The following is a 23,308-nucleotide window of genomic DNA, read 5'->3' on the forward strand; positions in this document are numbered from 1 at the left end:
CCGTTCTACTCCGCCGGTCGCGTCTCTTCCAGCACGCTTTCCTCGTTGAAAAGGAAGCCGCCGGACTGTCGTTTCCAGAGCCGCGCATAGAGCCCGTCGAGCGCCACCAGCTCGTCATGCGTGCCCTGTTCGACGATGCGGCCGCCGTCGAGCACCACCAGCCGGTCGAGCGCCGCGATCGTCGACAGCCGGTGCGCGATCGCGATCACGGTCTTGCTTTCCATCAGACGCGTCAGATTTTCCTGGATCGCCGCCTCGATGTCCGAATCGAGCGCCGAGGTCGCCTCGTCGAGGATCAAGATCGGCGCATCCTTGAGAAAGACGCGCGCGATCGCGACGCGCTGCCGCTGGCCGCCCGAGAGCTTCACGCCGCGCTCGCCGACATAGGCCTCGTAGCCGGCGCGATCGCGATTGTCGCGCAGTCCCAGGATGAACTCATGCGCCTCGGCCTTCTTCGCCGCGGCGATCACTTGCGCGTCGGTGGCGTCCGGCATGCCAAGCTTGATGTTGTCGCGCAGCGAGCGGTGGAAAAGCGCGGTGTCCTGGCTGACCACGCCGATATTGCCGCGCAGCGAATTCTGCGTCACCTGCGCGATGTCCTGACCGTCGATCAGGATCTGGCCACCTTCCAGATCGTAGAGGCGCAGGATCAGATTGGCCAAAGTCGTCTTGCCCGCTCCGGACGGCCCGACCAGCCCGACCTTCTCGCCCGGACGCACGACGAGATCGATGCCGTCGAGCACACCTCGCCCCTTGCCGTAATGGAAGGTGACGTTGCTGACGTCGATGCGGCCGCCTGTGACAACCAGTTCCTTGGCATCCGGCGCGTCGGTCAGACCCAGAGGCTGCGAGATCAGCGCCTTGGAATTCTCCAGCACGCCGAGATTCCTCAAAATGCCGTTGAGCTGCATCATCAACCGTCCCAGCAGCATGTTCAGCCTGAGCACCAGCGACAGCGTGAAGGCGACGGCGCCGACGGTGATCGAACCTTCGACCCACAGATAGATGGCGAAGGCGGCGATCGAAGTGATCATGACGCCGGAGAGCATGGTCAGCGCCATGCGCACGCCGGTCAGCCGGCGCGTGAACGGCCGCAGCGCATCGAGATAGATGTCGAAGCCGTTGCGGATATAGCGGTCGTCGCCATCGGCCGAAAACAGCTTCAGCGTCTGGACGTTCGAATAGGAATCGACGATGCGGCCGGTGATCATCGAGCCCGCCTCGGCCGTCGCCTCGGCATGCTTGCGGATCGCCGGCAGATAGAGTTTGGCCAGCCAGCCGAACGCCGCGATCCACACCACGACCATCACTGCCAGCCGCAAATCCAGCCCCGCGACAAGCGCCAGCGTCGTCACCGTGTAGACGATCATGAACCAGACGACCTCGATGAAGCTCTCCATCAGGTCGCCCGTCGCCTGGCCGGCCTGCCAGACTTTTGTCGCGATGCGGCCGGCGAAATCGTTCTGGAAGAAGGCGTAGGACTGACGCGAGACATGCCGGTGCGCCTGCCAGCGCACCAGATTGTAGAATCCGGGCGTGATCGTCTGCTCGTCGACCAGCGCCGAAAGGCCGACGACGGCAGTGCGGATGACGAGCACCACCGCGCCCATGAACATGAGTTCTGGGCCGGCTGCGGCCCAAAGCGCGTGCCAGCTGCGTTCGCCGGGCAATTGATCGAGGATATCGACCAGCCTGCCGACGAAATAGAACAGGCCGGCCTCGACCAGCGGCGCGATGCCGCCGATGATCAGCATGGCGAAGAAGGCGAGCTTTGCCTGCCCGACATAATGCCACAGGAAGCCGCCGACGCTGGCGGGCGGCTGCAGATTCGCCGGCTCGCGGAACGGATAGACCCAGCGCTCGAACCAGTGATAGACGGCTTGCATCATTCGGCGGCTTCGCCTTTCGTCGCCAAACTGTCGGCCGCCTGCTTTTCCTCCAGCAGGAACCCGCCCGACTGGCGCCGCCAGAGCTGAGCGTAGAGCCCGCCCTTGGCGATCAAGGTCTCATGCGAGCCTTCCTCGACGATGCGGCCCTTGTCCATGACGACCAGCCGGTCCATCGCCGCAATGGTCGACAGCCGGTGGGCGATGGCGATGACGGTCTTGCCCTGCATGAGCTTGTAGAGGTTCTCCTGGATGGCGGCCTCCACCTCCGAATCGAGCGCGGACGTGGCCTCGTCGAGGATAAGGATCGGCGCGTCCTTCAGCATGACGCGGGCAATCGCGATGCGCTGCCGCTGGCCGCCGGAGAGCTTCACGCCGCGCTCGCCGACAAGCGCCTCATAGCCGCTCTGCCCATGCGGATCGGTCAGTGCCGCGATCACATCGTCGATCTGAGCGGCCTTGGCGGCGCTGAACATGGCCTCGTCGCTGGCGGACTGGCGCCCATATTTGAGGTTTTCGCGAACGGATCGATGCAACAGCGAGGTGTCCTGGTTGACGAAGCCGATTGCCGCGCGGACGCTTTCCTGCGAGACGTTGCGGATGTCCTGCCCGTCGATCAGCACCTTGCCGTCCTGCACGTCGAACAGCCGCAGCACGAGATTGACCAGCGTCGACTTGCCGGCTCCCGAACGGCCGATCAGGCCGACCCGCTCGCCCGGCGCGATCGTCAGCGACAAATTGTCGATGACGCCGCCTTTGCCGTCCTTGCGCCAATAGTTGAAGTTCACCCTGTCGAACTCGATGCCGCCGGCGCTGACGACAAGGGCTGGCGCGCCTGGATCGTCCTGCATGCTGATGGGACGTGCGATCGTCGTCATCGAATTGCTGGCGACGCCGATCTGCCGGAAGACGTTGGCGCCGACATCGAGGATCCTGCCGGAGATGTTGGCGATCTGCAGCGCGAATGGTATCGCCGTCGCCACGGCCGCGGTGGTCATGGCGCCGGCGTTCCAGCCGGCCAGCGCCAGCCAGCTTATGGCGATGAGCAGCGTCGCGTTGAGGACGAACAGGGCCGACCACATCAACGTGAAAACACGCATCAGCCGGTAGAACGTGTCGGCATGCTCGACCACCGCTTGCGAGACATATTCGTCCTCGTGCTCGCCGGTCGAGAACGTCTTGAGCGTCAGGATGTTGGTGTAGCTGTCGACCATGCGGCCGCTCACCTGCGACCACCTCTCCGACAGTTGGGACGAGCGTTGCGTGATCCTCGGCATCGCCAGGCAGAAGATCAGGCAATAGAACACCAGCCACACCGCCACCACCGCCAGGAGAAGTGGGTCGAGCCGCGCCAACACCACGATGGCGACCGCAACGAAGACCAGCGCGTACCAGACGGCATCGACGGTGAGGTTGACGCTCATCTCCACCGAATCGCCGCTTTGCATGACCTTGGTGCCGATGCGGCCGGCAAAGTCGTTCTGGAAGAAAGACCAGTCCTGGCGCACGACATGCCAATGGCTTTGCCAGCGGATGAGGTCGATGAGGTTCGGCGCGATGGCGTGGTTGCGGATGAGCCCGTCGACGACCATCGACAGCGGACGCAGCAGCACGACGATCGCCATCATGACGAGCAGCGGCCCATGTGCCGCGAAGAAATCGCCTGGCTTGGTGCTGGAGAGCAGGCCGACGATCAGGCCGACGAAAATCGGCAGCATCGCGTCTACTATCGCCGCGACGGCAACGATGATCATGCGCAGCCAATAGGCGGCGCGAAACTGCCTTATGAAATACCAGTAGAACCGCCAAAGCCCCATTGGCGGCTGCCGGTCATCGGCCAGCGCCACCGGCGAATAACGGCTTTCGAACCAGGTGAAGATGCGGTCGAGCATTTTTCTCTCATGGATGCCGAAAACCCGCCGGCACCCGATCGGGGCCGCCGGCAGGCCTCTGACCAGGTCGAGGCAGGCCCTCTGACTAGGTCGTGGTTACGCCCGGGATCGATTCCCGGCAATCGTCGCAACCTTGATGCAAATCGCGATCGCGTTACTCCGCTGCCATCTCCGATTCCGGCGCCTTGGCATCGACCTCGGCTGGCGCTTCATCGAGCAGGAAGCCGCCGGACTGACGCTGCCAGAGCTGCGCATAGAGGCCGCCTTTGGCGACGAGTTCCTCATGCGAGCCCTCCTCGATGATGCGGCCCTTGTCCATGACGACGAGCCGATCCATCGCCGCGATGGTCGACAGACGGTGCGCGATGGCGATGACGGTCTTGCCCTGCATGAGCCGGTAGAGGTTTTCCTGGATCGCCGCCTCGGCTTCCGAATCGAGCGCGGATGTCGCCTCGTCGAGGATGAGGATCGGCGCGTCCTTCAGCATCACACGCGCGATCGCGACGCGCTGCCGCTGACCACCGGACAGTTTGACGCCGCGGTCACCGACATGAGCATCGAATCCCGTGCGGCCGTTGGCATCGATGAGCCCGCCGATAAAGTCCAGCGCCTCGGCCCGCCCCGTCGCCTCGATGAGCATCTCATCTGTCGCATCCGGGCGGCCATAGAGGATGTTTTCGCGGACGGAGCGGTGCAGCAGCGAGGTGTCCTGCGTCACCATGCCGATCTGCGCGCGCAGCGAATCCTGCTTCACCGAAGCGATCTCCTGGCCGTCGACGAGGATCTTGCCGCTTTCCAGGTCGTAGAAGCGCAGCAACAAATTGACCAGCGTCGACTTGCCGGCGCCCGAGCGGCCGACAATGCCGACCTTCTCGCCGGGCTTCACGGTGAGCGACAGGTTCTCGATGACGCCCTTCTGCTTGCCATAGTGGAAGCGTATGTCCTCGAAGCGGATTTCACCCTGGCTGACGGCGATGTCCTTCGCACCCGGCCTATCCTCGACCAGGCGCGGCAGCGAAATCGACTGGATACCGTCCTGCACTGTGCCGATATTCTCGAACAGGCCCGACATCTCCCACATGATCCACTGCGACATGCCCCACATGCGCAACACCAGGCCGATGACCACGGCGACGGCGCCGATCGTGACAGCCTGGCCGAGCCACAGCCACAGCGACAGCGCGGTGACCGAGAACAGGAGCAGCGCGTTGAGGATGTAGAGCAGGCCGTAGAGCACCGTGACCAGCCGCATCGAGCGATAGACCGTCTCGAGGAAGCCGGCCATGCCTTCCCTGGCGAAAGTGGCTTCGCGGCGCGCATGGGAAAACAGCTTCACCGTCTGGATGTTGGTGTAACTGTCGACGACGCGGCCGGTCATGGTCGAGCGCGCATTGGCCTGCTCCTCGCCGACCTTGCCCAGCCGGGGAATGAAATAACGCAGCAACCCGATATAGCCGACCAGCCAGACGGCAAGTGGCACCGCCAGCCGCAAATCCGCCGAGCCGACGATGAACAGCATGCCGAGGAAATAGACGATGACGTAGTTGAGGACGTCGATCAGCTTGATGACGCATTCGCGCACGGCGAGTGCCGTCTGCATCAGCTTGGTGGCGATGCGGCCGGCGAACTCGTCCTGATAAAAGGACATTGACTGCTTCAAGAGATAGCGATGCACCTGCCAGCGGATGCGCATGGGATAGTTGCCCATCAGCGTCTGCTGGTTGAGCAGCGAATGCAGCCATACCGTGCCCGGCAGCGCAAACAGCACGACGAAGGCCATGCCGGCGAGCTTCCAGCTCTCAGTCTGCAGGAAGGTTTCGCGGTTCTGCCCGGACAGCCAGTCGACGATACGGCCCATGAAGCCGAACATCCACACTTCGGCGACGGCGATCGCCGTCACCAGCGCTGCATCGATAAGGATATAAGGCCAGGCGCCACGCGTATAATGCACGCAGAAAGCGACCAGCGTCTTCGGCGGCTCGACCGGCTCCGCGGCGGGGAACGGATCGAGCCTGTTTTCAAACCAGCGGAACATTCCAGGCACTCGATTTATCTATGCGCTCACGCGGCGCGGGATTGATGGGCAAGGCTTTGCGGCCGCGCGGCACTGCTGCGGGCCGGCGATACGGAATCATCCGCGTCACCGGCCCTGCTTCGCGCAATATAGGGTTTCTCCGTCATTTCGCCGACAGGCTCGTTTGACGATCCTAACGGCCCCGAACTTCCGGACGAAAGGCCGGAACCTGCCCGGTTCCTGTCGCCTGGCCGGATCAAACGGATGATCCGGCGCACCAGCGTGGGCCGGCTGTGGTCGGGCACCGCGCGCGAGAAATCGACGTCCGGCAGCATGCCGCGATGCGGCCTGCGCCGTTCCTCGGCATGCACCGCCGACGAGTAGGTCTCGCCGATCAGCAGCGCCCAGGTGGCCACCTTGCGCTCATGCAGGCTTCTTGACCCCGGTATCTTGTAGGGATCGAACATTGGTCCGTCCTCCATATGCAAATGCGTTAAAAAGGGTGATGCGGCCTCGACCACCGGCATTCGGCCGAAGGCGCGGGTCGAATCGGCCGGGACCAGACGACGAGCGTCAGCCTCGACACGACGGCAAGCATCGGTCTTGACACGTTCAGCGGGGGCGCGGCGCCCCTTTGGCAGTTTGAAAAACATCGCAAGATTCCTTCGAAGGCCGAAAACTGGGTTCGGCGGGAATCGGTGCGATGAGGACTTAAAGTGTCAGAAGAATCGTCGTACCGAAACCGCCGGTGGGCATACGTGAGCCCCGGATGGGAGCTGGATGTGCATGGTCATCATGTGTTCCCCTCCATTCGGTTCGGGTTGACGATGGTGGGCATATACTCGACTTCGCAGAAAATGGCCACCCGCCAGTCCAGAAATCGCCGAAAGCCGGAGGCGCCTGTGGCCGATCTGCCACTTATTAGCAGGATGCGGAAATGAACGATCGTCTCCGCATCGCGCTCTACCAGCCGGATATCGCCGGCAACACCGGGACAATCCTGCGCTTCGCCGCCTGCCTCGACATCGGTGTCGACATCATCGAGCCGGCCGGCTTCCCGCTCTCCGACCGGGCGCTGAAACGGGCCGGCATGGACTACCTCGAAATGGCGGCGCTTTCCCGCCATGCCGACTGGCACGCCTTCGAGGAATGGCGAAAGGCGCATGCGCGCCGCCTTGTGCTGCTCACCACCAAGACCACCAGCGCCTATACGGACTTCGCCTTTGCCGCCGGAGACATTCTCCTGTTCGGCCGCGAATCCGCCGGCGTGACGGAAGAAGTCCACCAGGCGGCCGACGCGCGACTGACCATCCCGATGCGGCCGGGAGCGCGCAGCATCAATGTCGCGCTGTCGGTCGCCATGGTCGCCGGCGAAGCGCTTCGCCAGCTCGGCTAGGATCTGCCGCGCTTCCTCGCTGTCTCGGACGGGCTTCCCGTCCGCAATCATTCTTGCCCAGGCGCACATCGCCTTCTCCTCAATTGCCCTATCGACATTTCTTGGCTACAAGCTCAACTTAACTTTAGGTCAAGCGAGAATTTGAGAATGGCTCCGGTAAGGGAATTGACGGTCGGCCAGGTGGCCGTGCGCAGCGGCGTGGCGGTATCGGCGCTGCATTTTTACGAGGCGCGCGGCCTGATCCGCAGCCATCGCACTTCGGGCAACCAGCGGCGCTACGGCCGGGACGTGCTGCGGCGCGTGGCGATCATCCGCGTCGCCCAGGAAGTCGGCATCTCGCTCGCCGACATCGCCGCTGCGTTCCAATCCCTGCCCGAGGGCCGCACCCCGACCCGCGAGGACTGGAACCTGCTTTCAACGGGTTGGCGCGACGGGCTCGATCATAAGATCAGCCAGCTCAAGAAATTGCGCGACGGCCTGACCGATTGCATCGGCTGCGGCTGCATGTCGATCGACAAGTGTCCGCTGAGGAATAAGGAAGACCGCTTGGCCCGGGAGGGTACAGGTGCGAGGCGGCTGGTGGTGAATTGATGCCTAGTCGGCCGCCGGCAGCCGCCGCATGGTGAACTCGATCACGTCGCCTGGACGTTCGAACCAGCTTTCGATCTCGGTCCAGTAGGCCTGCTTCGGAAAGCGCTCGAACCACTCCTTCGCCTTGAGGCGCGCATCCGGGCGCGGCAGCACGAAGGTCTCACGCAGGAATCCGTCTCGCGACTGGCCCGCGCGCTCCGCCCGCGAACGTTCCAGTCTCTTCTTCAAGCCATCCAGCGGCGGTCTTGCCGGGGTGCGCACGAAGGAACTCCTTTGCACCTGGATCAGACAGGACTTGACCCTTGCCCTCAAGAGATTAGGGATCGCGGGCGAAAAAAACGAGTCATTTGTCAGGCAATAAGCCTGTGACTGGAGACCGAATTGGAAAGACCTGACCTTCCGGTGGGCCTGCCGGCCGATATCGAGCAGAAGAAGATGAAGGCCCGCCTCTGGTTCGAGGCTTTGCGCGAGCGCATCTGCGCCACCTTCGAGCAGATCGAGCAGGAACTCACCGGTCCGCAAGCGTCATGGTCGCCAGGCCATTTCGAAAAAACCCCCTGGGAGCGCGACGAAGGCCGCGGCGGCGGCGGCACGATGTCGATGATGCGCGGGCGCGTCTTCGAGAAGGTCGGCGTGCACACCTCGACCGTCTATGGCGAATTCTCGCCCGAGTTCAGGAGGCAGATTCCCGGCGCCGAGGAAGACCCGCGCTTCTGGGCGAGCGGCATTTCATTGATCGCCCACCCCTGGAACCCCAACGTGCCGGCCGTGCACATGAACACGCGCATGGTCGTCACCACGCGCCAGTGGTTCGGTGGCGGCGCCGATCTGACGCCGGTGCTCGACCGCCGCCGTACCCAGGACGATCCCGACACGATTGCCTTCCACCGCGCCATGCAGTTCGCCTGCGAGAAGAACGGCGCCGTCGCCGACTATCCCAAATTCAAGGCCTGGTGCGACGAGTATTTTTTCCTGCCGCACCGCAACGAGCCGCGCGGCATCGGCGGCATCTTCTTCGACTGGCTGCATTCGGACGAGGACAAGGGCGGCTGGAACGCCGATCTCAATTTCGTCCAGGATGTCGGACGCTCCTTCCTCGTCGTCTATGCCCATCTGGTGCGGGGCAACTTCGACCGGGACTGGACCGATGGCGAGCGCGACGAACAGCTGATCCGGCGCGGCCGCTACGTCGAATTCAACTTGCTTCACGATCGCGGCACCATCTTCGGCCTGAAGACCGGCGGCAATGTCGCCTCGATCCTGTCCAGCCTGCCGCCCGAGGTAAAATGGCCGTAACGATGCGGTGAACTCGGCCATGGCCGCATTGCTGTCCCATTCGCCGAATCTTGGCGAGCAATGTGGCAGGGACGATATCTTTTTCGTCTAATATCCATTTGAAAAAATTGAGCTATTTAAGATCGTCGGGTCGGGAAGCGCCGGCGGTCGAAGCGGAGATCACCTGTCTCCGCTGGCCGTGACCCGACGCGACTTGACGACCCTGACCAGAAGGGTGTCTCCCCAAACGGGCGCCCCTATTTCCAGGAGAGCATGCCATGCGCAAGCTTATCGTGACGGCGGCAGCCGCCGCCCTTCTCGCCTCCGGCGGCGCCGCGTTCGCGGCGGTCAAGCACACCACCGGCACCGTCAAGAGCTTTGACGGAACGGCCATGAGCCTTGTTCTGGACGATGGGTCGACATTCACCCTGTCCAAGGCCTTCAAGGATCCAGGCGTTCAGGTCGGCGAGAAGGTCCGCGTATCCTGGGACACGAGCGGCAAGAACAAGATCGCCGAGGCCGTCAAGATCATGAAGTAAGACCTTGCTCTGAAGGTCCAGTTCTCAGGCAGCAGGGAAAGGCGGGGCATAGCGCTCCGCCTTTCCTTTCCATTCCGGGACTGGGGACTTTCGATGCAACCGAACCGTCCGACGCGTGTTATGGTAGTCCGGCAGAGCAACCGGAAGAGGCGCGCCGCCGTCTCCCTCCCGGACTGCCAAGACAAAAAATCAGGGGCGGCCGGCCAAGGTCGAACCACCTCGCGCTAGGAAAGGAAGAGTCATGAAGGAATTCCAATGCGGATCGCTGGTTCCCGGCTGTGACTGGCACACGCGCGCCGACGAGGAAGCCGAAGTCATGCGCCGCGCCGTCGAGCATATGCGCGAGACGCATGGCGAGACCGTCATTCGCGAGACCATGATCGAGGCGATCCGCTCGCGCATCCAGAAGGTTCGCGACGCCGCCTGACCGGGCCAGATCGCAGACTTCCAGACGTCACCGGCCGGCAAGGCCGGCGGGCCATTGTTTTCCGGCGCATCCCGCCTTCTTCGTCGGCGATCCTCCGATCGCTGGCCAAGGCACTGTTTATGCACAATTCCAGCGAATTCTTATATTCGTAACAGCTTAGATAACTTGGCGGTAACGGTCTGCGTGCGATTCTCCCGCGCATGATCCGGCCAGAGGCGGCTGCCCGAGGAGCCCTTCGCCATCAAGGCGCTGTCCGGAATGGTGGGGCGAGGTGCTTCGCGCATGCGCGAGCGGTCCAACATCCGAGGCGGTCTCTGCACGGCGGTGCTCCTGGCGTGCGTGTCCCTCTTTGCGTCCGCTGCAACCGCGCAGGAATGGACCACCTCGCTCGTCGATGTCCATCAGGGTTCTTCGCTCAGCGACAAGGCCAGGGGTCTCGGCAACGGCGGCTATGAGCTGCAGAGCGGAAGCTGGGTCTCCTTCAGCCGTTGGTATCACGCGAGCTGGGTCGACATGCATGTCGACTTCCTCACTCAGATCACGCCCGACACCGGCTTTCTCTGGGGGTTCGGCACCGGAGAGCAAGCCGAGAAATATCGTATCGAGCCGAGCCTCAAGCTCGGATTTCTCACCCAGACCCATCCGAATCCCAACAGCACCCTGTCCCTGTCGGTCACCACCACCATCGGCGGCAACCTGACTGAAAAGCCTTGCGAGGCCGACTACGGCGCGTTCGGAACCTACAGCGTCAACTGCCGGCTGGCGGCGGGCGAGACCGCGCCTGAGGAAACGCTGAAGTACCTGGTCAGCGCCAAGCCCGAGACCATGCGTCTCTGGCTGAACTACCGTCTCACTTTCTGATCGGAGGGGCTGCCAAATGAAATCATCTTGTCCCGAAACCCACGATCGCCTGTCCTGCTTCTGTCTGACTGGAGAATGAACATGTCGGTTAAGTCCTTGAAGTTCGGCCTCGCCGCTGCCTTGGCCATCCTTTCGGCGCCGATGGCATTGGCGCAGGAAGCTCTCAGCCCAGACGAAATGGCTGCGCTCTGCCATGGCGGTGGGTCGATCTGCGTAAGCGCAACGATCCCGGTCGCGCGGACGACGCAAGTCGTACAGAGCTGGATGAGCCCCGATGTCGGCGCCGCGTGGGCAGCCGGCTACAAGGGCAAGGGCGTCACCATCACCATGGTCGACGACTTCAGCAGCTCGTCGCGCTTTTCCGGCAATTTCGGCCTCGGCGTGCAGACCCAGCGGCACGGTGAATGGACGCGCGAGGAGGCAAGCATGGTCGCTCCCGCGGCGACCATCCGCTCCAAGGATTTCTCGACGGGCACGGCCGTCCCGCTGGCCGCCGGCCGCAACGTTCTCAACCTCAGCTACGGCATGTACGCCACCGCGGGCTACGGCGTGAACCAGATCGGCTGGGCTCCGGAAGAGGCATCGATCATCTATTATGCAACCAAAGGCTCGGCCATCGTCTCGAAGGCCGCCGGCAACGACGCGGTCGCCGTCGGTGGCGTCACGGGCGGGCAGCAGGACTACCTCGACCTTGCCCTGATCGGCAAATCGACAGCGATCTTCGTCGGCGCGCTGTCGACGAACGGCACGACGGCCAACAAGGCCCAGCTTGCCTGGTACTCCGACTATGCCGGCTCCAACCCGCTCGTGCAGAGCCACTTCCTGGTGGTCGGCGTCGAGGGCGACAAGACCGGTCTTTATGGAACGTCTTTCGCCGCGCCGATCATCTCAGGCTATGCCGCGATCATCGGCAGCAAGTTCACCAACGCAACGCCGGTCCAGATCACCAACGACCTGCTCAACACGGCCCGCACCGACACGCTGGTCAATTACAACCCGTCCGTCTACGGCAAGGGCGAGGCAAGTCTGTCGCGCGCCCTGGCTCCCGTCGCGATACGTTGACCGGGTGTGAGAGCTTTGACCGTCTAAGCCTCAAGGGCTTGCGCGGCGCGTTCCATCAACGCGCCGCGTTCCAGGGTGAAGCCTGACCCCACCCATTCCTTCTCGAGGTTCTTCAGCGTGGCGCCGAGTTTCGGCCCCGGCGACGCGCCAAGCTCGGTCAGGTCGGCGCCTTTGATCGGGAACACCGGCTTTTCCCATTTCAGCGTGAAATTGAGCAGGCGTGAAAAGCCGCCGGCTTCCATCATCGCCTGATTGTCCTCGACGGCACGCGTCCGCGTGGCGGCAAGCGCCAGCCGAATGCGGTCGAGATAGCCGTCGCGATCGCCGTAATAGAGTTTCTTGGCGAGTTCCGTCTCGGTCGCCTTGGCATCCGGTACCGTGGTCAGCGCCCAATGCCGCAGGCGATCGGCCTCGTCGTTCGAAAGTCGCAGCCGCTCGCCAAGCGCCTTCATGCGCACGGCATCGGGCGGGACGATCGCCTCCAGCCTCAGCATCGGATCAGTGGTCCAGCCGAGATCCTTTCCGGCTTTGACCAGGCCATGGATGGCGTCGATGCCCCATTTCTCGCTTTCCGGCAGCACGGCGGTGAGCACGCCGGCCTGGCGCATCCACAACAGCGCGCGCGAGGGATCGGGAGCCGACAAGAGCTTCTTCAGTTCGGACCAGACGCGTTCGGCGGAAAGCCGCGCAAGCCCATCCTTCAGCCTGGCGCAGGCCTTCAGCCCTTCCGCGTCCGGCCGTCCGTCGCCATACCAGGCAAAGAAGCGGAAAAAGCGCAGGATGCGCAGATAGTCCTCGTGGATACGCGCCTCCGCGTCGCCGATGAAACGCAGCCGCCGCGCTTCGATGTCGGCGATGCCGCCGACGAGGTCGACGACCGTGCCGTCCGCTTCGGCATAGAGCGCGTTGATGGTGAAGTCGCGCCGCTCGGCGTCGGCTTTCCAGTCGCGGCCAAAAATCACTTTCGCGCGCCGGCCGTCGGTTTCGATATCGGCGCGCAGCGTCGTCACCTCGTAGGGCTTGCCGCCCGCGACCACGGTGACCGTGCCATGCTCGATACCTGTCGGCACCGTCTTGAAACCAACCGCCTCGGCGCGCCGGATCGTTTCCTCCGGCACGGTGGTAGTGGCGATATCGATGTCGGCGACTGGCTGGCCGATCAGCGCGTTGCGCACCGCGCCGCCAGCGACACGCGCTTCCTCGCCGCCCTGCTTCAGCGCGGCAAGCATCTTCTGCAGATGCTTGTCGGCCAGCCAATCGGCCCTGCCCGAGAGAGAAACCTCAGCACTCAACCATAGAGCCTTTCATAGAGCGTGCGGATGATGCCGGCGGTGACGCCCCAGATGCGCTGGCCGCCATAGGGCATATCGTAGAAGAACCATTCGAGGTCGTTCCAGAAACGGCTGTCGCGCGCGTGGTTGGCCGGGTCCATCAGGAAACTCAGGGGCACCTCAAAAGCAGCGTCGACCTCATCGGCATTGATCGTCAGCGAAAAACCCGGCCGCACGATGGCAAGCACCGGCACGATCCGGTAGCCGCTGCCGGAGACGTAGTCGGGCATGCGGCCGATGATCTCGATGAAATCCCGCTCCAGGCCGATCTCCTCGTAGGTCTCGCGCAACGCCGCGGCCTCGGGGCCAGGATCGGTCGGATCGATCGTGCCGCCCGGAAAGGCCACCTGGCCGGAATGGCTGCGCAGCTTCTCGGCGCGCTTGGTGAAGAGCACCATGGCGCCCTCGGCACGGGCGATCACCGGGATCAGCACCGCCGCGTCGCGCAGTGGCTTGACGTGGTTGAGCCTGGGATGGCCGGGATTGAAGCGATGGTCGCCGAAATCGTCGCCGGGGACGATCGCCGCCTGCGCCGCGACGCGGTCACGAAAGTCAGCGATTGAAAACGGCGCCGGCGTCACCTGATCCATCACGCGCTCAGCCGCCGCAGTTTCTCGGCCGGCATGATCGGATAGACCTCGCCTCCCGAGCGTACCGCGAACATCGTCTTGCCGTCGATGTCGATCTCCTCGCCATGCTCGACCAGTTCATACATCACCGGTCGCGCCACCAGCGCCTCCAGCCGTCCGCGCACCAGCACATAAGGTTTCAGTCCGCCGGTTTCGTGCTCGTCGACGAAGCGCAGCGGACGGCCGGGGCCGGCGGCGACGACGTCGCCGACATTGGTGCGGAAGGTGATGACCTGGTCATCGCCCGTCCCCGACACGTTCATTTCGACGGCGATGAAGGGCGCATCGGCGACACGGATGCCGACCCGCTCGACCGGCGTCACCAGATAGGTCTTTCCGTCCGCATCCTTGCGCAGCACGCTGGAAAAGAGCTGCACCAGCGGCATGCGGCCGATCGGCGTGCCGAGGTAGAACCAGGTCCCGTCGGCCTTGATCTCCATATCGAGGTCGCCGCAGAAATCCGGATTCCAGCGCTCGACCGGCGCCGGCCCCTTGCCGGCCCGGGCTGCACGCGAGATCAACGCCTCCAGCCCGCGAGCCTCGGTGGCGCCGGTCAGGCTCTGCTTGCCAGGGCTCTGTTCGCCCAGGCTTTGTTCACGATGCTCGCTGCGTTCGGCCATGGTCACGAAATAGTCACTGTTGTCCCGATTGTCAGCCTTGTCCGTCCAAGTCTGTGATTTAAGTTCGAATACAGGCGCCAGGCGAGGCCGAATCGCGGCATTCTGCGCCGTTGAGAATGCAGGCCGGCATTTCCAACCACAAGGATCGAACGGCATGAGCGTGATGATCAAGGAAAGCCCGATCAGCGAAAAAGCGATGATCGAGGAAGCCGAAAAGGCGCTGGCCGACATCTCCAGGGTCCGCGACGCGGTCGGCCGGGTGATCTTCGGCCAGGAAGCCGTCGTGGAACGCACGCTGGTGGCGTTGCTGGCGGGCGGGCATGCGCTGCTGGTCGGCGTGCCGGGCCTGGCCAAGACCAAGCTGGTCGAGACGCTGGGCATCGTGCTCGGCCTCGATTCGCGCCGCGTCCAGTTCACGCCGGACCTGATGCCGTCGGACATCCTCGGCTCCGAGGTGATGGAGCAGGACGAGTTCGGCAAGCGCTCCTTCCGCTTCATTTCCGGGCCGATCTTCACGCAATTGCTGATGGCGGACGAGATCAACCGCGCCTCGCCGCGCACCCAATCGGCGCTGCTGCAGGCGATGCAGGAATATCACGTCACCATCGCTGGCGCCCGCCACGACCTGCCCGCGCCCTTCCACGTGCTGGCGACGCAGAACCCGCTGGAACAGGAAGGCACCTATCCGCTCCCCGAGGCCCAGCTCGACCGCTTCCTGATGCAGGTCGACATTCTCTATCCGGAAATCGAGGCTGAACGCCGCATCCTGCTTGAAACGACCGGCGTCGACGAGGCCAAGGCCGAGAATGTGCTGCAGCCGGAGAGACTGAGGGAAATCCAGACGCTGATCCGCCGCATGCCGGTGCCGGAAAGCGTCGTCGAGGCGATCCTCAAGCTGGTGCGCTCGGCCCGGCCAGGCCAGGGCAATGCCGAAACCGATAAGCACGTCGCCTGGGGGCCAGGCCCTCGTGCCAGCCAGGCGCTGACCCTATGCGCCCGGGCGCGCGCCCTATATGATGGCAGGTTGGCGCCTTCGGTCGACGACGTTCGCGCCTTGGCCGAGCCGGTGCTGCAGCATCGCATGGCGCTGACTTTCGCCGCCCGCGCCGAAGGCACTTCGGTGCGCGACGTGGTGGCGAAGCTGGCAAAAGGCATCTGATGGGTCGAATAGGCGAGGTCCAGGCACCGGTTGCGACGCGCGATGCGCTCGCCCGTGGCCGGTTGCGGGCTTCATTGGTGCCGGACCTGCTGGTCGAGGCGCGCCGTATCGTCAACACGGTGATCGCCGGCTGGCACGGCCGCCGCAAGCGCGGCATCGGCGAGAATTTCTGGCAGTTCCGACCCTATGTCGAAGGCGATTCCTCGCGCATCGACTGGCGCCGTTCCGCCAGGGACGACCACACCTATGTGCGCGACCGCGAATGGGAAGCCGCGCACACCGTCTGGCTCTGGGCCGACCCCTCGCCTTCGATGCTCTATAAATCGGCCGGGGCCGGCGTTTCCAAGGAATCGCGCGCGCTGGTGCTGGCGCTCGCCTTGGCCGAGCTTCTGTCGCGCAGCGGCGAGCGCATCGCCTGGCCGGGCCTGACCGACCCGTTCACCGCCCGCAACGGCGCCGAACGCATCGCCGCCCAGCTGAGCCACGCCGCCGCGCTTCCCGCCAAGCCCGATCTGTCGGCCATCCGCCGTTTCTGCGACATCGTGCTGGTCAGCGATTTCCTCGATCCGGTCGAGGAAACCATGGCCTGGCTCGACGTGCTCGCTCGCCACGGCGTGCGCGCGCATCTGATCGAGGTCGCCGACCCGGCCGAGGAAACCTTCCCCTATGCCGGCCGCACCGAGTTCACTGATCCCGAGACCGGCGACAAGCTGACCGCCGGCCGCGCCGAGATGCTGGCCGAGGAATATCGCCTGCTTTACCGGGCCCGCCGCGAGGAACTGGCCGCCTGGTGCAAGCGTCTCGGCTGGAGCTACACCGTCAACCACACCGACCGCCTCGCCTCCGAGGCGCTGGTGCGCATCCACATGGCGCTGACCGTGGAAGGCGGTCATGCAGCGTCAATTGCCAATCGAGCCGGAAAGGCGGTCGCATGAGCTGGCTGCCGCTTTCCTTCGGGGCGCCCTTGGTGCTGTGGGGCCTATTGGCGCTGCCGGTGATCTGGTGGCTGCTGCGGCTCACCCCACCCAAGCCGCAAACGGAAGTTTTCCCGCCGTTGAAGATCCTCGCCAGGGTGCTGAGGCGAGAAGAAACCCCGCAGCAAAGCCCGTGGTGGTTGACGCTGCTTCGGCTGCTGATGGCGGCGCTCGTCGTGATGGCGCTGGCCGAGCCGGTCTTCAATCCGCGTGAGAAACTGCCGGCGGAAGGCTCGGCTCTCGCGCTTGTCGTCGACAATGGCTGGGCGAGCGCCGCCGACTGGAGCAAGCGCGTGGCCACCGCCGAACAGCTGATCGCCGATGCCGGCTCGAACGGCGTGCCGGTCGTCATCGCCTTCACCGCCGAGAAGCCTAATGCCGAGATCGGCCCCTTCGACGCCTCGGCCGCGCTCGATCACCTGCGCGCCGCCAAGCCGCGGCCGGTCCCCACCGACAGGCCCGCCGTCTACGCCCGCGTCGCCGCCGCGTTGGAGCGCCTGCCCGGCGCCAGCGTTGCCGTGCTCGCCGATGGACTTGCCGCCAAGGGCGACGAGGCCGCGTTCAAGACGCTGCTCGAAAAGAACGCGACACGGCTGGTCTGGGCCGCGTCCGACCGGTCTTCCCTGACCGGCCTGATTGGCGCCGACAACCAGGTCGACGGCTTCGCGCTGACCGCCATCCGCGCGCCGGGCGATCCGGCGCCGGCGCAGGTCACCGCTGGCGCCTTCGACGACAAGGGTCGCCGCATCGCCGATGCGACGCTGACCTTCGCGCCGGGCGAAGCCGCCGCCACGGCGACGATGACGGTCCCGTTCGAGCTGCGCAACGATTTCGCTTCGATCGCGCTCGACGGCGAGCACCAGGCCGGCGCCGTGCGCGTGCTCGACGAGAGTTCCAAGCGCCGCCGCGTCGGCCTTCTGTCGCAGGCCGAGGCCGACCAGGCGCAGCCGCTTCTATCGCCGCTCTACTATATCCGCCGCGCCCTGCAGCCCTTTGCCGATCTGGTCGAGCCGTCGAGCGCCGACCTTGCCGACGCCATTCCGCAGCTTCTCGACCAGAAGCCGGCGATGATCATCATGGCCGATGTCGGCACCATCCCGGAGCAGGTCAAGCAGCGGCTGGTCGACTGGGTCGACAAGGGCGGCACGCTGGTGCGCTTCGCCGGCCCGCGCCTTGCCGCGGCCGGCAACGACGACGACCTTTTGCCGGTCAGGCTGCGCAGCGGCGAGCGCGCTCTGGGCGGCGCGCTGTCGTGGACGACGCCGCAGGCCGTCACCGAATTCCCGAAGAACGGCCCCTTTGCCGATCTTTCCCCGCCCTCCGAGGTGACGGTGAGCCGGCAGGTTCTGGCCGAGCCGACGCCCGACATCGTCGAGCGCACCTGGGCCACGCTAGCCGACGGCACGCCGCTGGTGACTGGCATGAAGAAGGACAAGGGCACGCTGGTGCTCTTCCATGTCACGCCCGAGGCGACCTGGTCGAACCTGCCGATCTCCGGCAGCTTCGTCGAAATGCTGCGGCGCGTCGTGCAATTGTCTCGCAACCAGGGCGCCGCGATCGCCAATGCCGAAGCCACCGCCGCGTCGCTCGCGCCCTACCGCATGATCGGCGCCGACGGCATGCTGACGCCACCATCGCCCGATGCGCGGCCGCTGGTGCCCGGCGCCGGTCCGCTGCCGGTGACGCTGGAAAACCCGCCCGGCCTTTACGGCTCGGAGACGGGTGTGTTCGCGCATAATCTTCTCAACGCTTCGAGCACCTTCGCGCCGCTGGCCCGCCCGCAGGTGTCGCTGCCGGTGACAACCGTCCCCTATGCCTTCGACGAATCGGAGAACCTCAAAGGGCCGCTCGTCGCCATCGCCCTTCTGTTGATGGTGCTCGACACCCTGGCCGTATTCTGGATGGGCGGCCTGCTGGCGCGACGGCCGCGCCGCGCAGGAGCGGTGGCAACCACCGCGGCCGTTCTCATCGTGCTGGGCGGCCTCTTCGGTCACGCCGACCTTGCCCGCGCCGACGATTCGAAGCCGGGCGACGCTCAGGCGATCGACGACATTTCGAAAACCCGCATCGCCTATGTGATCACCGGCGAGCCTGGCGTCGATGCGATCAGCCGCGCCGGCCTTGAAGGCCTCACGCGTTTCCTGATCGAGAAGACCGCGCTCGAGCCCGGCCCGCCGGCCGGCGTCGACATCGCCAAGGACGAGTTGTCCTTCTTCCCGCTGATCTATTGGCCGATCGACGCATCGGCGCCCATGCCCAGCCAGGCGGCGATCGCCCGCATTGACGCCTATATGCAACAGGGCGGCACGGTTCTGTTCGACACGCGCGACCAGTTCTCGAACGGCATCGGCGCCGGCTCGGCAAGTCCGGCGACCGAACGGCTGCGCGACATCCTCGGCAATCTCAACGTGCCGCCGCTGGAGCCAGTGCCGTCGGATCACGTGCTGACCAAATCCTTCTTCATCCTTCCGGAGTTCCCCGGCCGCTTCAACGGCAGCCCGCTCTGGGTCGAGGCCTCGCTGGAGGCCAGCAACACCGAGAACCGCCCGGTGCGCACCGGCGACGGCGTCTCGCCGATCATGATCACCGCCAATGATTTCGCCGGCGCCTGGGCCATCGACGAGAACGGCGATCCCATGCTGCCGACCGTGCCGCCGGATCCGATGCAGCGCGTCTACGCGCTGCGCGCCGGCGTCAACATCATGATGTACATGCTGACCGGCAACTACAAATCCGATCAGGTGCATGTGCCCGTGCTGCTCGAACGGCTGGGGCAATAGGTCATGAACTGGTCGATCTCTTTCGAACCGCTCGTCTCCTGGCCGATTTTCGGCCTGCTCTTCGTGCCGTTGCTGATGCTGGCGCTGGTCGGCCTGTGGTTCCGCCAACGCGGCTCGGCATTGCGCTTCGTCGCGCTGCTCGCGCTTGCCGCGGCATTGCTCAATCCCGTGTTCCTCGCCGAGGAGCGCGAGGCGCTGAAGAGCGTCGTCGCCCTCATCGTCGATCGCAGCCAGAGCCAGGACATCGGCGACCGCGCCAAGCAGACCGACGAGGCGCTGGCCGGAATGCAGCAGCGTCTTGCCCGCTTCAAGCAATTCGATGTCCGTGTCATCGAGGCCGGCAAGTCCGAAGCCGCCGACGACCGCACCGAAACCAGGCTGTTCAGCGCGCTGGAGGGCGCCTTCCGCGACGTGCCGCCGTCGCGCATCGGCGGCGCGGTCATGATAACCGACGGCGAGGTGCATGATGCGCCCGCCGGCGCGCCGGAGTTCAGCGCGCCGCTGCACGCGCTGATCACCGGCAACGAGCACGAGAAGGACCGCCGCATCCGCTTCGAGAACGCGCCGCGCTTCGGCCTCGTCGGCAAGCCGCTCGACATGACCTATCGCGTCATTTCGACGGAAGGCGACGGCGCTCCGGTGGACGTGCGCGTCTCGGTCAATGGCGAGCAGGTCTCGGTCGAGCACGCGACCGTCGGCCAGCCGATGAAGCTCTCTGTCACCATACCCAATGCCGGCCGCAACATCGTCCAGCTCGGCATCGACCGCGAGCCCGGCGAACTGACCGATGCCAACAACCGGGCGATTGCCCTGGTCGACGGCATCCGCGAGAATCTGCGCGTGCTGCTGGTCTCCGGCGAGCCGCATGCCGGTGAGCGCACCTGGCGCAACCTTTTGAAGTCGGACGCGTCGGTCGATCTCGTCCACTTCACCATCCTGCGCCCGCCGGAAAAGCAGGACGGCACGCCGATCAACGAATTGTCGCTGATCGCCTTCCCGACGCGCGAGCTGTTCGTCGAGAAGATCAAGGATTTCGACCTGATCATCTTCGACCGCTACCAGCACCGCGACGTGCTGCCGATCCTCTATTACGACTACATCTCCGAATATGTCGAAAAGGGCGGCGCGCTGCTGATTGCCGCCGGTCCCGAATACGCAGGCGAAAACTCCATTGCCCGCACGCCGCTGAACGCCGCGTTGCCGGCCATGCCAACCGGCGAAGTGGTGGACAAGGCCTTCTATCCGCGCCTGACCGATCTCGGCCAGCGCCATCCGGTGACGCGCGGGCTCGACGGTTCGGCGAGCGAGCCGCCGCATTGGAGCCGCTGGTTCCGCACCATCGGCGTCAAGAATCCGGAAGGCGAGGTGGTGATGAAGGGCGCCGACGACCGGCCGCTGCTCCTGCTCGACCGCAAGGGCGAAGGTCGTGTCGGCATGCTGCTCTCCGACCAGGGCTGGCTGTGGGCGCGCGGCTTCGAGGGCGGCGGTCCGCATGTCCAGCTTTATCGCCGCATCGCCCATTGGCTGATGAAGGAGCCGGAGCTCGAAGAAGAACGGCTGACCGCCGACGGCCGCGGCATGATGCTCGAGATCCGCCGCCAGACCATGAGCGACGATCCGGGTCCGGCCCAGGTCATCACGCCGTCCGGCAAGGCGGTCACGGTGAAGCTCGAGAAAGCCGAGCCCGGCATCTTCACCGGCAGCCTGCAGACCGGCGAGATCGGCCTCTACCAGATCGGCAATGGCGACTTGACCGCGCTCGCCCATGTCGGTCCGATCAACGCGCCGGAATTCTCGGACGTGATCTCGACCGAGGATCGGCTGAAAGCACCTGCCGAAGCGACCGGCGGCAGCGTGCGACGACTGGCCCCGTCGTCGGCGCTCGGCAATCTAGCCGGCGGCGTGACCTTGCCGTCGATCGTCCCGGTCCGCTCTTCGGCGGCCGCGTCGGGCGACGACTGGATAGGCCTGCGCACCACCGACGACAGCACGCTCAAGGCCGTGTCGCGCGTGCCTCTGTTCGGCGGCTTCCTCGGCCTCGGCCTGCTGCTGCTCGCCATCGGCTCGATGTGGTATCGCGAAGGGCGGTAGCGCCTTTCCCTTCTCCCCTTGCGGGAGAAGGGAAAGCGAGCCCCCTACTCTTCCGGCTCGACGGTGAACAGCAGCGGATAGCCCTTGGCCTTGCCGGCATCGGTCGCTCGCGTCGCCTTGGTCTCGGCGACATCCTTGGTGAACACCGCGACCACGCACACGCCGCGCGTATGCGCCGTGATCATGACGCGGTGCGCCTGGTCTTCGCTCAGCTTGAATTCGCCCTTGAGCACCGTCACGACGAATTCGCGCGGCGTGAAATCGTCGTTGACGAGAATGACCTTGTAGAGCTTCGGCCGCTCGGTCTTCGGCTGCGTCTTGGTGCGGGGTTTGATGACGGTTTCGGGCATCGGATCCGGCAGCGAGAACTGGGCTCTCGCTCTCACTTTGTCACGCGGGAAAGCATACGTCCAATTGCGCGCGGATAACCACGGCCCCTGGAAGATCAACCCTATGTGGGGAAGCGCTAGCGGTGGGTCAACGGCCCTGGCGCCCGACCGGGCGGCGCATCGCGGCGCCGGACCTGCCGGAACCGGCGTCGCCATTCATGCCGGAGCCGCGCTCCTTGAAGGCAAAGAACATCCAGCCGACAAAGCCGATCATGGTCGCGCCGGTCAGCAGGAGCAGAATCCAGGACTGCGCCGGCGTGATGTAGTCGAAGCTTGAAGAGATCAGTGGAGCGAAGAGCTCGGGCTCGGTCCTGCCGCTGGCGGGATCCGGCACGGGGCTTGCGGTAAAGATGATCAACGATCGTGCCGCCGCGGTGGCGATCAGGCCACCGAGGGTCAGCAAACGCATCAGGGACGAGAACCGCTTCTTCATGCGGATTGTCCTACAGCACCGGCATTGCAATCGGGTTAAGGATCGACCGCATAAGGCGAGAACCTGCCGGTTTCGGGCTAGTGCCGCCAGAAGGCCGCTCCCGCCGAAATCGGCTGGAGCGGCTTTCGTCTAGCGTGACGCCGGGCCCTGGATCAGGGCTTCTTCTTGGCAGCCGGCTTCGCATCGGCCGGCTTCGCGGCCGGCGCCTTCTTCGGAGCCGGGCACTTGTGCTTCTTGGTCGGCTTGCAGACCTTCTTGGTCGCTACCTTCTTCGGAGCAGGCTTGGCGGTCGCGTCGGCCGCCGGAGCAGTCGTCGTCGTCGTGGTGGCGGTGGCGGCCGGAGCGGCGGTCGTGGTGGCGGCGGCGTTGCCGAGAGCCGGCATCGAGAAGGCCAGGGCAACGCCGAGGCCGAGAGCGGAGAGAAGGGTCTTTTTCATGGCTTAGCTTCCTTTTTGTGCGGGTCGGAGAGTCGAGCGTCACTGATCTGGGTCGACCGGTGTCACTCCAAGCAGCTTCAAAGCGTTTGCGAGCATCCGGATACCCTGCGCCTGCTTCTTGTTGGCGCAGAACCGGTTTCCCTTTCTTTGCAGTGCTTTCGCCGCGGTGACCTGCGTTGCCGCGGCATGGGTTTCGAGGGCTTCGTCAACTTGACGGCTGAGATCGGTGCAACGCTCGGTCCGGGTGAGTGGGGCAACCTTTGCGGTGGCCGCGACCTTCGCGGGAGTCGCGACCTTCGCGGGGGTCGAGGTGCCGGCTGCTGCTGTGATGAGCGACATGCTGAGCAAAGCACCCGTCACGCTGATCCAGAACCTCTGCATTGGTCTTGCCCGTTACTCCGGAAACTTGCGTCGCAGCCATCGCTGACCGCCACGGCACCGGTTATGGCCTTTAAATCTTTCACCAGTTTTTCCCGATTGTAGAATTTTGTTTCTGGATTGTTTCTGGGGAAGCCGGCCGCT

At 64.8% G+C, this 23,308-nt stretch carries 23 protein-coding genes; 11 read left to right on the forward strand and 12 right to left on the reverse strand.

Translation table 11 applies throughout. The features are described 5' to 3' along the window. Positions 1-5: 5 nt before the first annotated feature. The 4 genes from WDX12_RS01735 to WDX12_RS01750 all read right to left on the reverse strand — a co-directional run bounded on the left by WDX12_RS01735 (position 6) and on the right by WDX12_RS01750 (position 6,259). Positions 6-1,889 (reverse strand): ABC transporter ATP-binding protein, encoded by a 1,884-nt coding sequence (locus WDX12_RS01735; RefSeq protein ID WP_434723719.1) that lies wholly within the window; start codon positions 1,887-1,889, stop codon positions 6-8. Further along, a complete protein-coding gene (locus tag WDX12_RS01740) occupies positions 1,886-3,778 on the reverse strand; it encodes an ABC transporter ATP-binding protein (RefSeq protein WP_434723720.1) in 1,893 nt (630 codons plus the stop codon). Before WDX12_RS01740 ends, WDX12_RS01735 begins: the two co-directional genes overlap by 4 nt. 154 nt (positions 3,779-3,932) lie before the next feature. Continuing rightward, positions 3,933-5,813 carry an ABC transporter ATP-binding protein gene (locus WDX12_RS01745; RefSeq protein ID WP_434723721.1) on the reverse strand — a complete coding sequence of 627 codons (1,881 nt, stop codon included), beginning with the start codon at positions 5,811-5,813 and terminating at the stop codon, positions 3,933-3,935. Positions 5,814-5,839: 26 nt separating this feature from the next. Continuing rightward, positions 5,840-6,259 carry a hypothetical protein gene (locus WDX12_RS01750; protein ID WP_434723722.1) on the reverse strand — a complete coding sequence of 140 codons (420 nt, stop codon included), beginning with the start codon at positions 6,257-6,259 and terminating at the stop codon, positions 5,840-5,842. A 470-nt stretch (positions 6,260-6,729) separates the two neighbouring features. Between WDX12_RS01750 and WDX12_RS01755 the strand changes: the two genes are divergently transcribed. Both WDX12_RS01755 and soxR read left to right on the forward strand, forming a co-directional pair. Continuing rightward, positions 6,730-7,188, forward strand: coding sequence for a tRNA (cytidine(34)-2'-O)-methyltransferase (locus WDX12_RS01755; RefSeq protein WP_320293365.1), 459 nt, complete (start codon positions 6,730-6,732; stop codon positions 7,186-7,188). A 147-nt stretch (positions 7,189-7,335) separates the two neighbouring features. Then, the gene (soxR, locus tag WDX12_RS01760) at positions 7,336-7,779 is read left to right on the forward strand and encodes a redox-sensitive transcriptional activator SoxR (RefSeq protein WP_320293364.1); all 444 of its coding nucleotides are present in this window, start codon (positions 7,336-7,338) and stop codon (positions 7,777-7,779) included. Positions 7,780-7,782: 3 nt separating this feature from the next. On the opposite strand, the gene WDX12_RS01765 is transcribed toward soxR, so the two are convergent. After that, entirely contained in the window at positions 7,783-8,040 is a 258-nt protein-coding gene (locus tag WDX12_RS01765) for a hypothetical protein (protein ID WP_320293363.1), read from the reverse strand. A 120-nt stretch (positions 8,041-8,160) separates the two neighbouring features. Here WDX12_RS01765 and hemF point away from each other — a divergent pair, with 120 nt between their 5' ends. The 5 genes from hemF to WDX12_RS01790 all read left to right on the forward strand — a co-directional run bounded on the left by hemF (position 8,161) and on the right by WDX12_RS01790 (position 11,943). Further along, a complete protein-coding gene (hemF, locus tag WDX12_RS01770) occupies positions 8,161-9,075 on the forward strand; it encodes an oxygen-dependent coproporphyrinogen oxidase (protein ID WP_434723723.1) in 915 nt (304 codons plus the stop codon). A gap of 257 nt (positions 9,076-9,332) precedes the next feature. Then, positions 9,333-9,593, forward strand: coding sequence for a DUF1344 domain-containing protein (locus WDX12_RS01775; protein WP_320293361.1), 261 nt, complete (start codon positions 9,333-9,335; stop codon positions 9,591-9,593). Positions 9,594-9,834: 241 nt separating this feature from the next. Then, positions 9,835-10,020, forward strand: coding sequence for a DUF1059 domain-containing protein (locus tag WDX12_RS01780; RefSeq protein ID WP_008877709.1), 186 nt, complete (start codon positions 9,835-9,837; stop codon positions 10,018-10,020). Positions 10,021-10,302: 282 nt separating this feature from the next. Then, positions 10,303-10,881 (forward strand): hypothetical protein, encoded by a 579-nt coding sequence (locus tag WDX12_RS01785; RefSeq protein ID WP_434723724.1) that lies wholly within the window; start codon positions 10,303-10,305, stop codon positions 10,879-10,881. Between the two features lie 81 nt (positions 10,882-10,962). Next, positions 10,963-11,943, forward strand: a complete 981-nt coding sequence (locus WDX12_RS01790; RefSeq protein ID WP_434723725.1) for a S8 family serine peptidase — start codon at positions 10,963-10,965, stop codon at positions 11,941-11,943. A gap of 23 nt (positions 11,944-11,966) precedes the next feature. Here the strand turns inward: WDX12_RS01790 and WDX12_RS01795 are convergent, their stop codons facing one another. From WDX12_RS01795 to WDX12_RS01805, 3 genes are read right to left on the reverse strand one after another with little or no spacing between them, the layout of a single operon-like run. Beyond that, positions 11,967-13,235, reverse strand: a complete 1,269-nt coding sequence (locus WDX12_RS01795; RefSeq protein WP_434723726.1) for a CCA tRNA nucleotidyltransferase — start codon at positions 13,233-13,235, stop codon at positions 11,967-11,969. Then, the gene (locus tag WDX12_RS01800; protein ID WP_434723727.1) at positions 13,232-13,864 is read right to left on the reverse strand and encodes a CoA pyrophosphatase; all 633 of its coding nucleotides are present in this window, start codon (positions 13,862-13,864) and stop codon (positions 13,232-13,234) included. Before WDX12_RS01800 ends, WDX12_RS01795 begins: the two co-directional genes overlap by 4 nt. Then, positions 13,864-14,523, reverse strand: coding sequence for a DUF1285 domain-containing protein (locus tag WDX12_RS01805; protein ID WP_434725758.1), 660 nt, complete (start codon positions 14,521-14,523; stop codon positions 13,864-13,866). The genes WDX12_RS01800 and WDX12_RS01805 overlap by 1 nt, the downstream gene beginning before the upstream one ends. A gap of 154 nt (positions 14,524-14,677) precedes the next feature. Here WDX12_RS01805 and WDX12_RS01810 point away from each other — a divergent pair, with 154 nt between their 5' ends. From WDX12_RS01810 to WDX12_RS01825, 4 genes are read left to right on the forward strand one after another with little or no spacing between them, the layout of a single operon-like run. Continuing rightward, the gene (locus WDX12_RS01810; protein ID WP_434723728.1) at positions 14,678-15,682 is read left to right on the forward strand and encodes an AAA family ATPase; all 1,005 of its coding nucleotides are present in this window, start codon (positions 14,678-14,680) and stop codon (positions 15,680-15,682) included. Then, the gene (locus WDX12_RS01815) at positions 15,682-16,617 is read left to right on the forward strand and encodes a DUF58 domain-containing protein (RefSeq protein WP_127864491.1); all 936 of its coding nucleotides are present in this window, start codon (positions 15,682-15,684) and stop codon (positions 16,615-16,617) included. Before WDX12_RS01810 ends, WDX12_RS01815 begins: the two co-directional genes overlap by 1 nt. Beyond that, on the forward strand, positions 16,614-19,436 hold the full coding sequence (locus WDX12_RS01820) for a DUF4159 domain-containing protein (protein WP_434723729.1): 2,823 nt from the start codon (positions 16,614-16,616) through the stop codon (positions 19,434-19,436). The genes WDX12_RS01815 and WDX12_RS01820 overlap by 4 nt, the downstream gene beginning before the upstream one ends. 3 nt (positions 19,437-19,439) lie before the next feature. Then, the gene (locus tag WDX12_RS01825; protein WP_434723730.1) at positions 19,440-21,527 is read left to right on the forward strand and encodes a hypothetical protein; all 2,088 of its coding nucleotides are present in this window, start codon (positions 19,440-19,442) and stop codon (positions 21,525-21,527) included. A 44-nt stretch (positions 21,528-21,571) separates the two neighbouring features. Here the strand turns inward: WDX12_RS01825 and clpS are convergent, their stop codons facing one another. The 4 genes from clpS to WDX12_RS01845 form a co-directional block, all read right to left on the reverse strand. Then, positions 21,572-21,877, reverse strand: coding sequence for an ATP-dependent Clp protease adapter ClpS (clpS, locus tag WDX12_RS01830; RefSeq protein ID WP_434725759.1), 306 nt, complete (start codon positions 21,875-21,877; stop codon positions 21,572-21,574). 127 nt (positions 21,878-22,004) lie between these two features. Beyond that, complete coding sequence (locus WDX12_RS01835; RefSeq protein WP_320293354.1) at positions 22,005-22,349, reverse strand: hypothetical protein; 345 nt, start codon at positions 22,347-22,349, stop codon at positions 22,005-22,007. 152 nt (positions 22,350-22,501) lie between these two features. Next, on the reverse strand, positions 22,502-22,786 hold the full coding sequence (locus WDX12_RS01840; RefSeq protein WP_434723731.1) for a hypothetical protein: 285 nt from the start codon (positions 22,784-22,786) through the stop codon (positions 22,502-22,504). Positions 22,787-22,825: 39 nt separating this feature from the next. After that, entirely contained in the window at positions 22,826-23,167 is a 342-nt protein-coding gene (locus tag WDX12_RS01845; protein ID WP_320293352.1) for a hypothetical protein, read from the reverse strand. Positions 23,168-23,308: the final 141 nt, after the last annotated feature.

Origin of the sequence: Mesorhizobium sp. RIZ17, assembly GCF_051127865.1 — a bacterium.
Taxonomy (GTDB): Bacteria; Pseudomonadota; Alphaproteobacteria; order Rhizobiales; family Rhizobiaceae; genus Mesorhizobium; species Mesorhizobium humile.

Bases quoted from the DNA above. Each gene is read 5' to 3' on its own strand.
- WDX12_RS01735 (WP_434723719.1), bottom strand. From the start codon at position 1,889: ATGATGCAAGCCGTCTATCACTGGTTCGAGCGCTGGGTCTATCCGTTC.
- WDX12_RS01740 (WP_434723720.1), bottom strand. From the start codon at position 3,778: ATGCTCGACCGCATCTTCACCTGGTTCGAAAGCCGTTATTCGCCGGTG.
- WDX12_RS01745 (WP_434723721.1), bottom strand. From the start codon at position 5,813: ATGTTCCGCTGGTTTGAAAACAGGCTCGATCCGTTCCCCGCCGCGGAG.
- WDX12_RS01750 (WP_434723722.1), bottom strand. From the start codon at position 6,259: ATGTTCGATCCCTACAAGATACCGGGGTCAAGAAGCCTGCATGAGCGC.
- WDX12_RS01755 (WP_320293365.1), top strand. From the start codon at position 6,730: ATGAACGATCGTCTCCGCATCGCGCTCTACCAGCCGGATATCGCCGGC.
- soxR (WP_320293364.1), top strand. From the start codon at position 7,336: ATGGCTCCGGTAAGGGAATTGACGGTCGGCCAGGTGGCCGTGCGCAGC.
- WDX12_RS01775 (WP_320293361.1), top strand. From the start codon at position 9,333: ATGCGCAAGCTTATCGTGACGGCGGCAGCCGCCGCCCTTCTCGCCTCC.
- WDX12_RS01780 (WP_008877709.1), top strand. From the start codon at position 9,835: ATGAAGGAATTCCAATGCGGATCGCTGGTTCCCGGCTGTGACTGGCAC.
- WDX12_RS01785 (WP_434723724.1), top strand. From the start codon at position 10,303: ATGCGCGAGCGGTCCAACATCCGAGGCGGTCTCTGCACGGCGGTGCTC.
- WDX12_RS01790 (WP_434723725.1), top strand. From the start codon at position 10,963: ATGTCGGTTAAGTCCTTGAAGTTCGGCCTCGCCGCTGCCTTGGCCATC.
- WDX12_RS01800 (WP_434723727.1), bottom strand. From the start codon at position 13,864: ATGGATCAGGTGACGCCGGCGCCGTTTTCAATCGCTGACTTTCGTGAC.
- WDX12_RS01805 (WP_434725758.1), bottom strand. From the start codon at position 14,523: ATGGCCGAACGCAGCGAGCATCGTGAACAAAGCCTGGGCGAACAGAGC.
- WDX12_RS01810 (WP_434723728.1), top strand. From the start codon at position 14,678: ATGAGCGTGATGATCAAGGAAAGCCCGATCAGCGAAAAAGCGATGATC.
- WDX12_RS01815 (WP_127864491.1), top strand. From the start codon at position 15,682: ATGGGTCGAATAGGCGAGGTCCAGGCACCGGTTGCGACGCGCGATGCG.
- WDX12_RS01820 (WP_434723729.1), top strand. From the start codon at position 16,614: ATGAGCTGGCTGCCGCTTTCCTTCGGGGCGCCCTTGGTGCTGTGGGGC.
- WDX12_RS01825 (WP_434723730.1), top strand. From the start codon at position 19,440: ATGAACTGGTCGATCTCTTTCGAACCGCTCGTCTCCTGGCCGATTTTC.
- clpS (WP_434725759.1), bottom strand. From the start codon at position 21,877: ATGCCCGAAACCGTCATCAAACCCCGCACCAAGACGCAGCCGAAGACC.
- WDX12_RS01835 (WP_320293354.1), bottom strand. From the start codon at position 22,349: ATGAAGAAGCGGTTCTCGTCCCTGATGCGTTTGCTGACCCTCGGTGGC.
- WDX12_RS01840 (WP_434723731.1), bottom strand. From the start codon at position 22,786: ATGAAAAAGACCCTTCTCTCCGCTCTCGGCCTCGGCGTTGCCCTGGCC.
- WDX12_RS01845 (WP_320293352.1), bottom strand. From the start codon at position 23,167: ATGCAGAGGTTCTGGATCAGCGTGACGGGTGCTTTGCTCAGCATGTCG.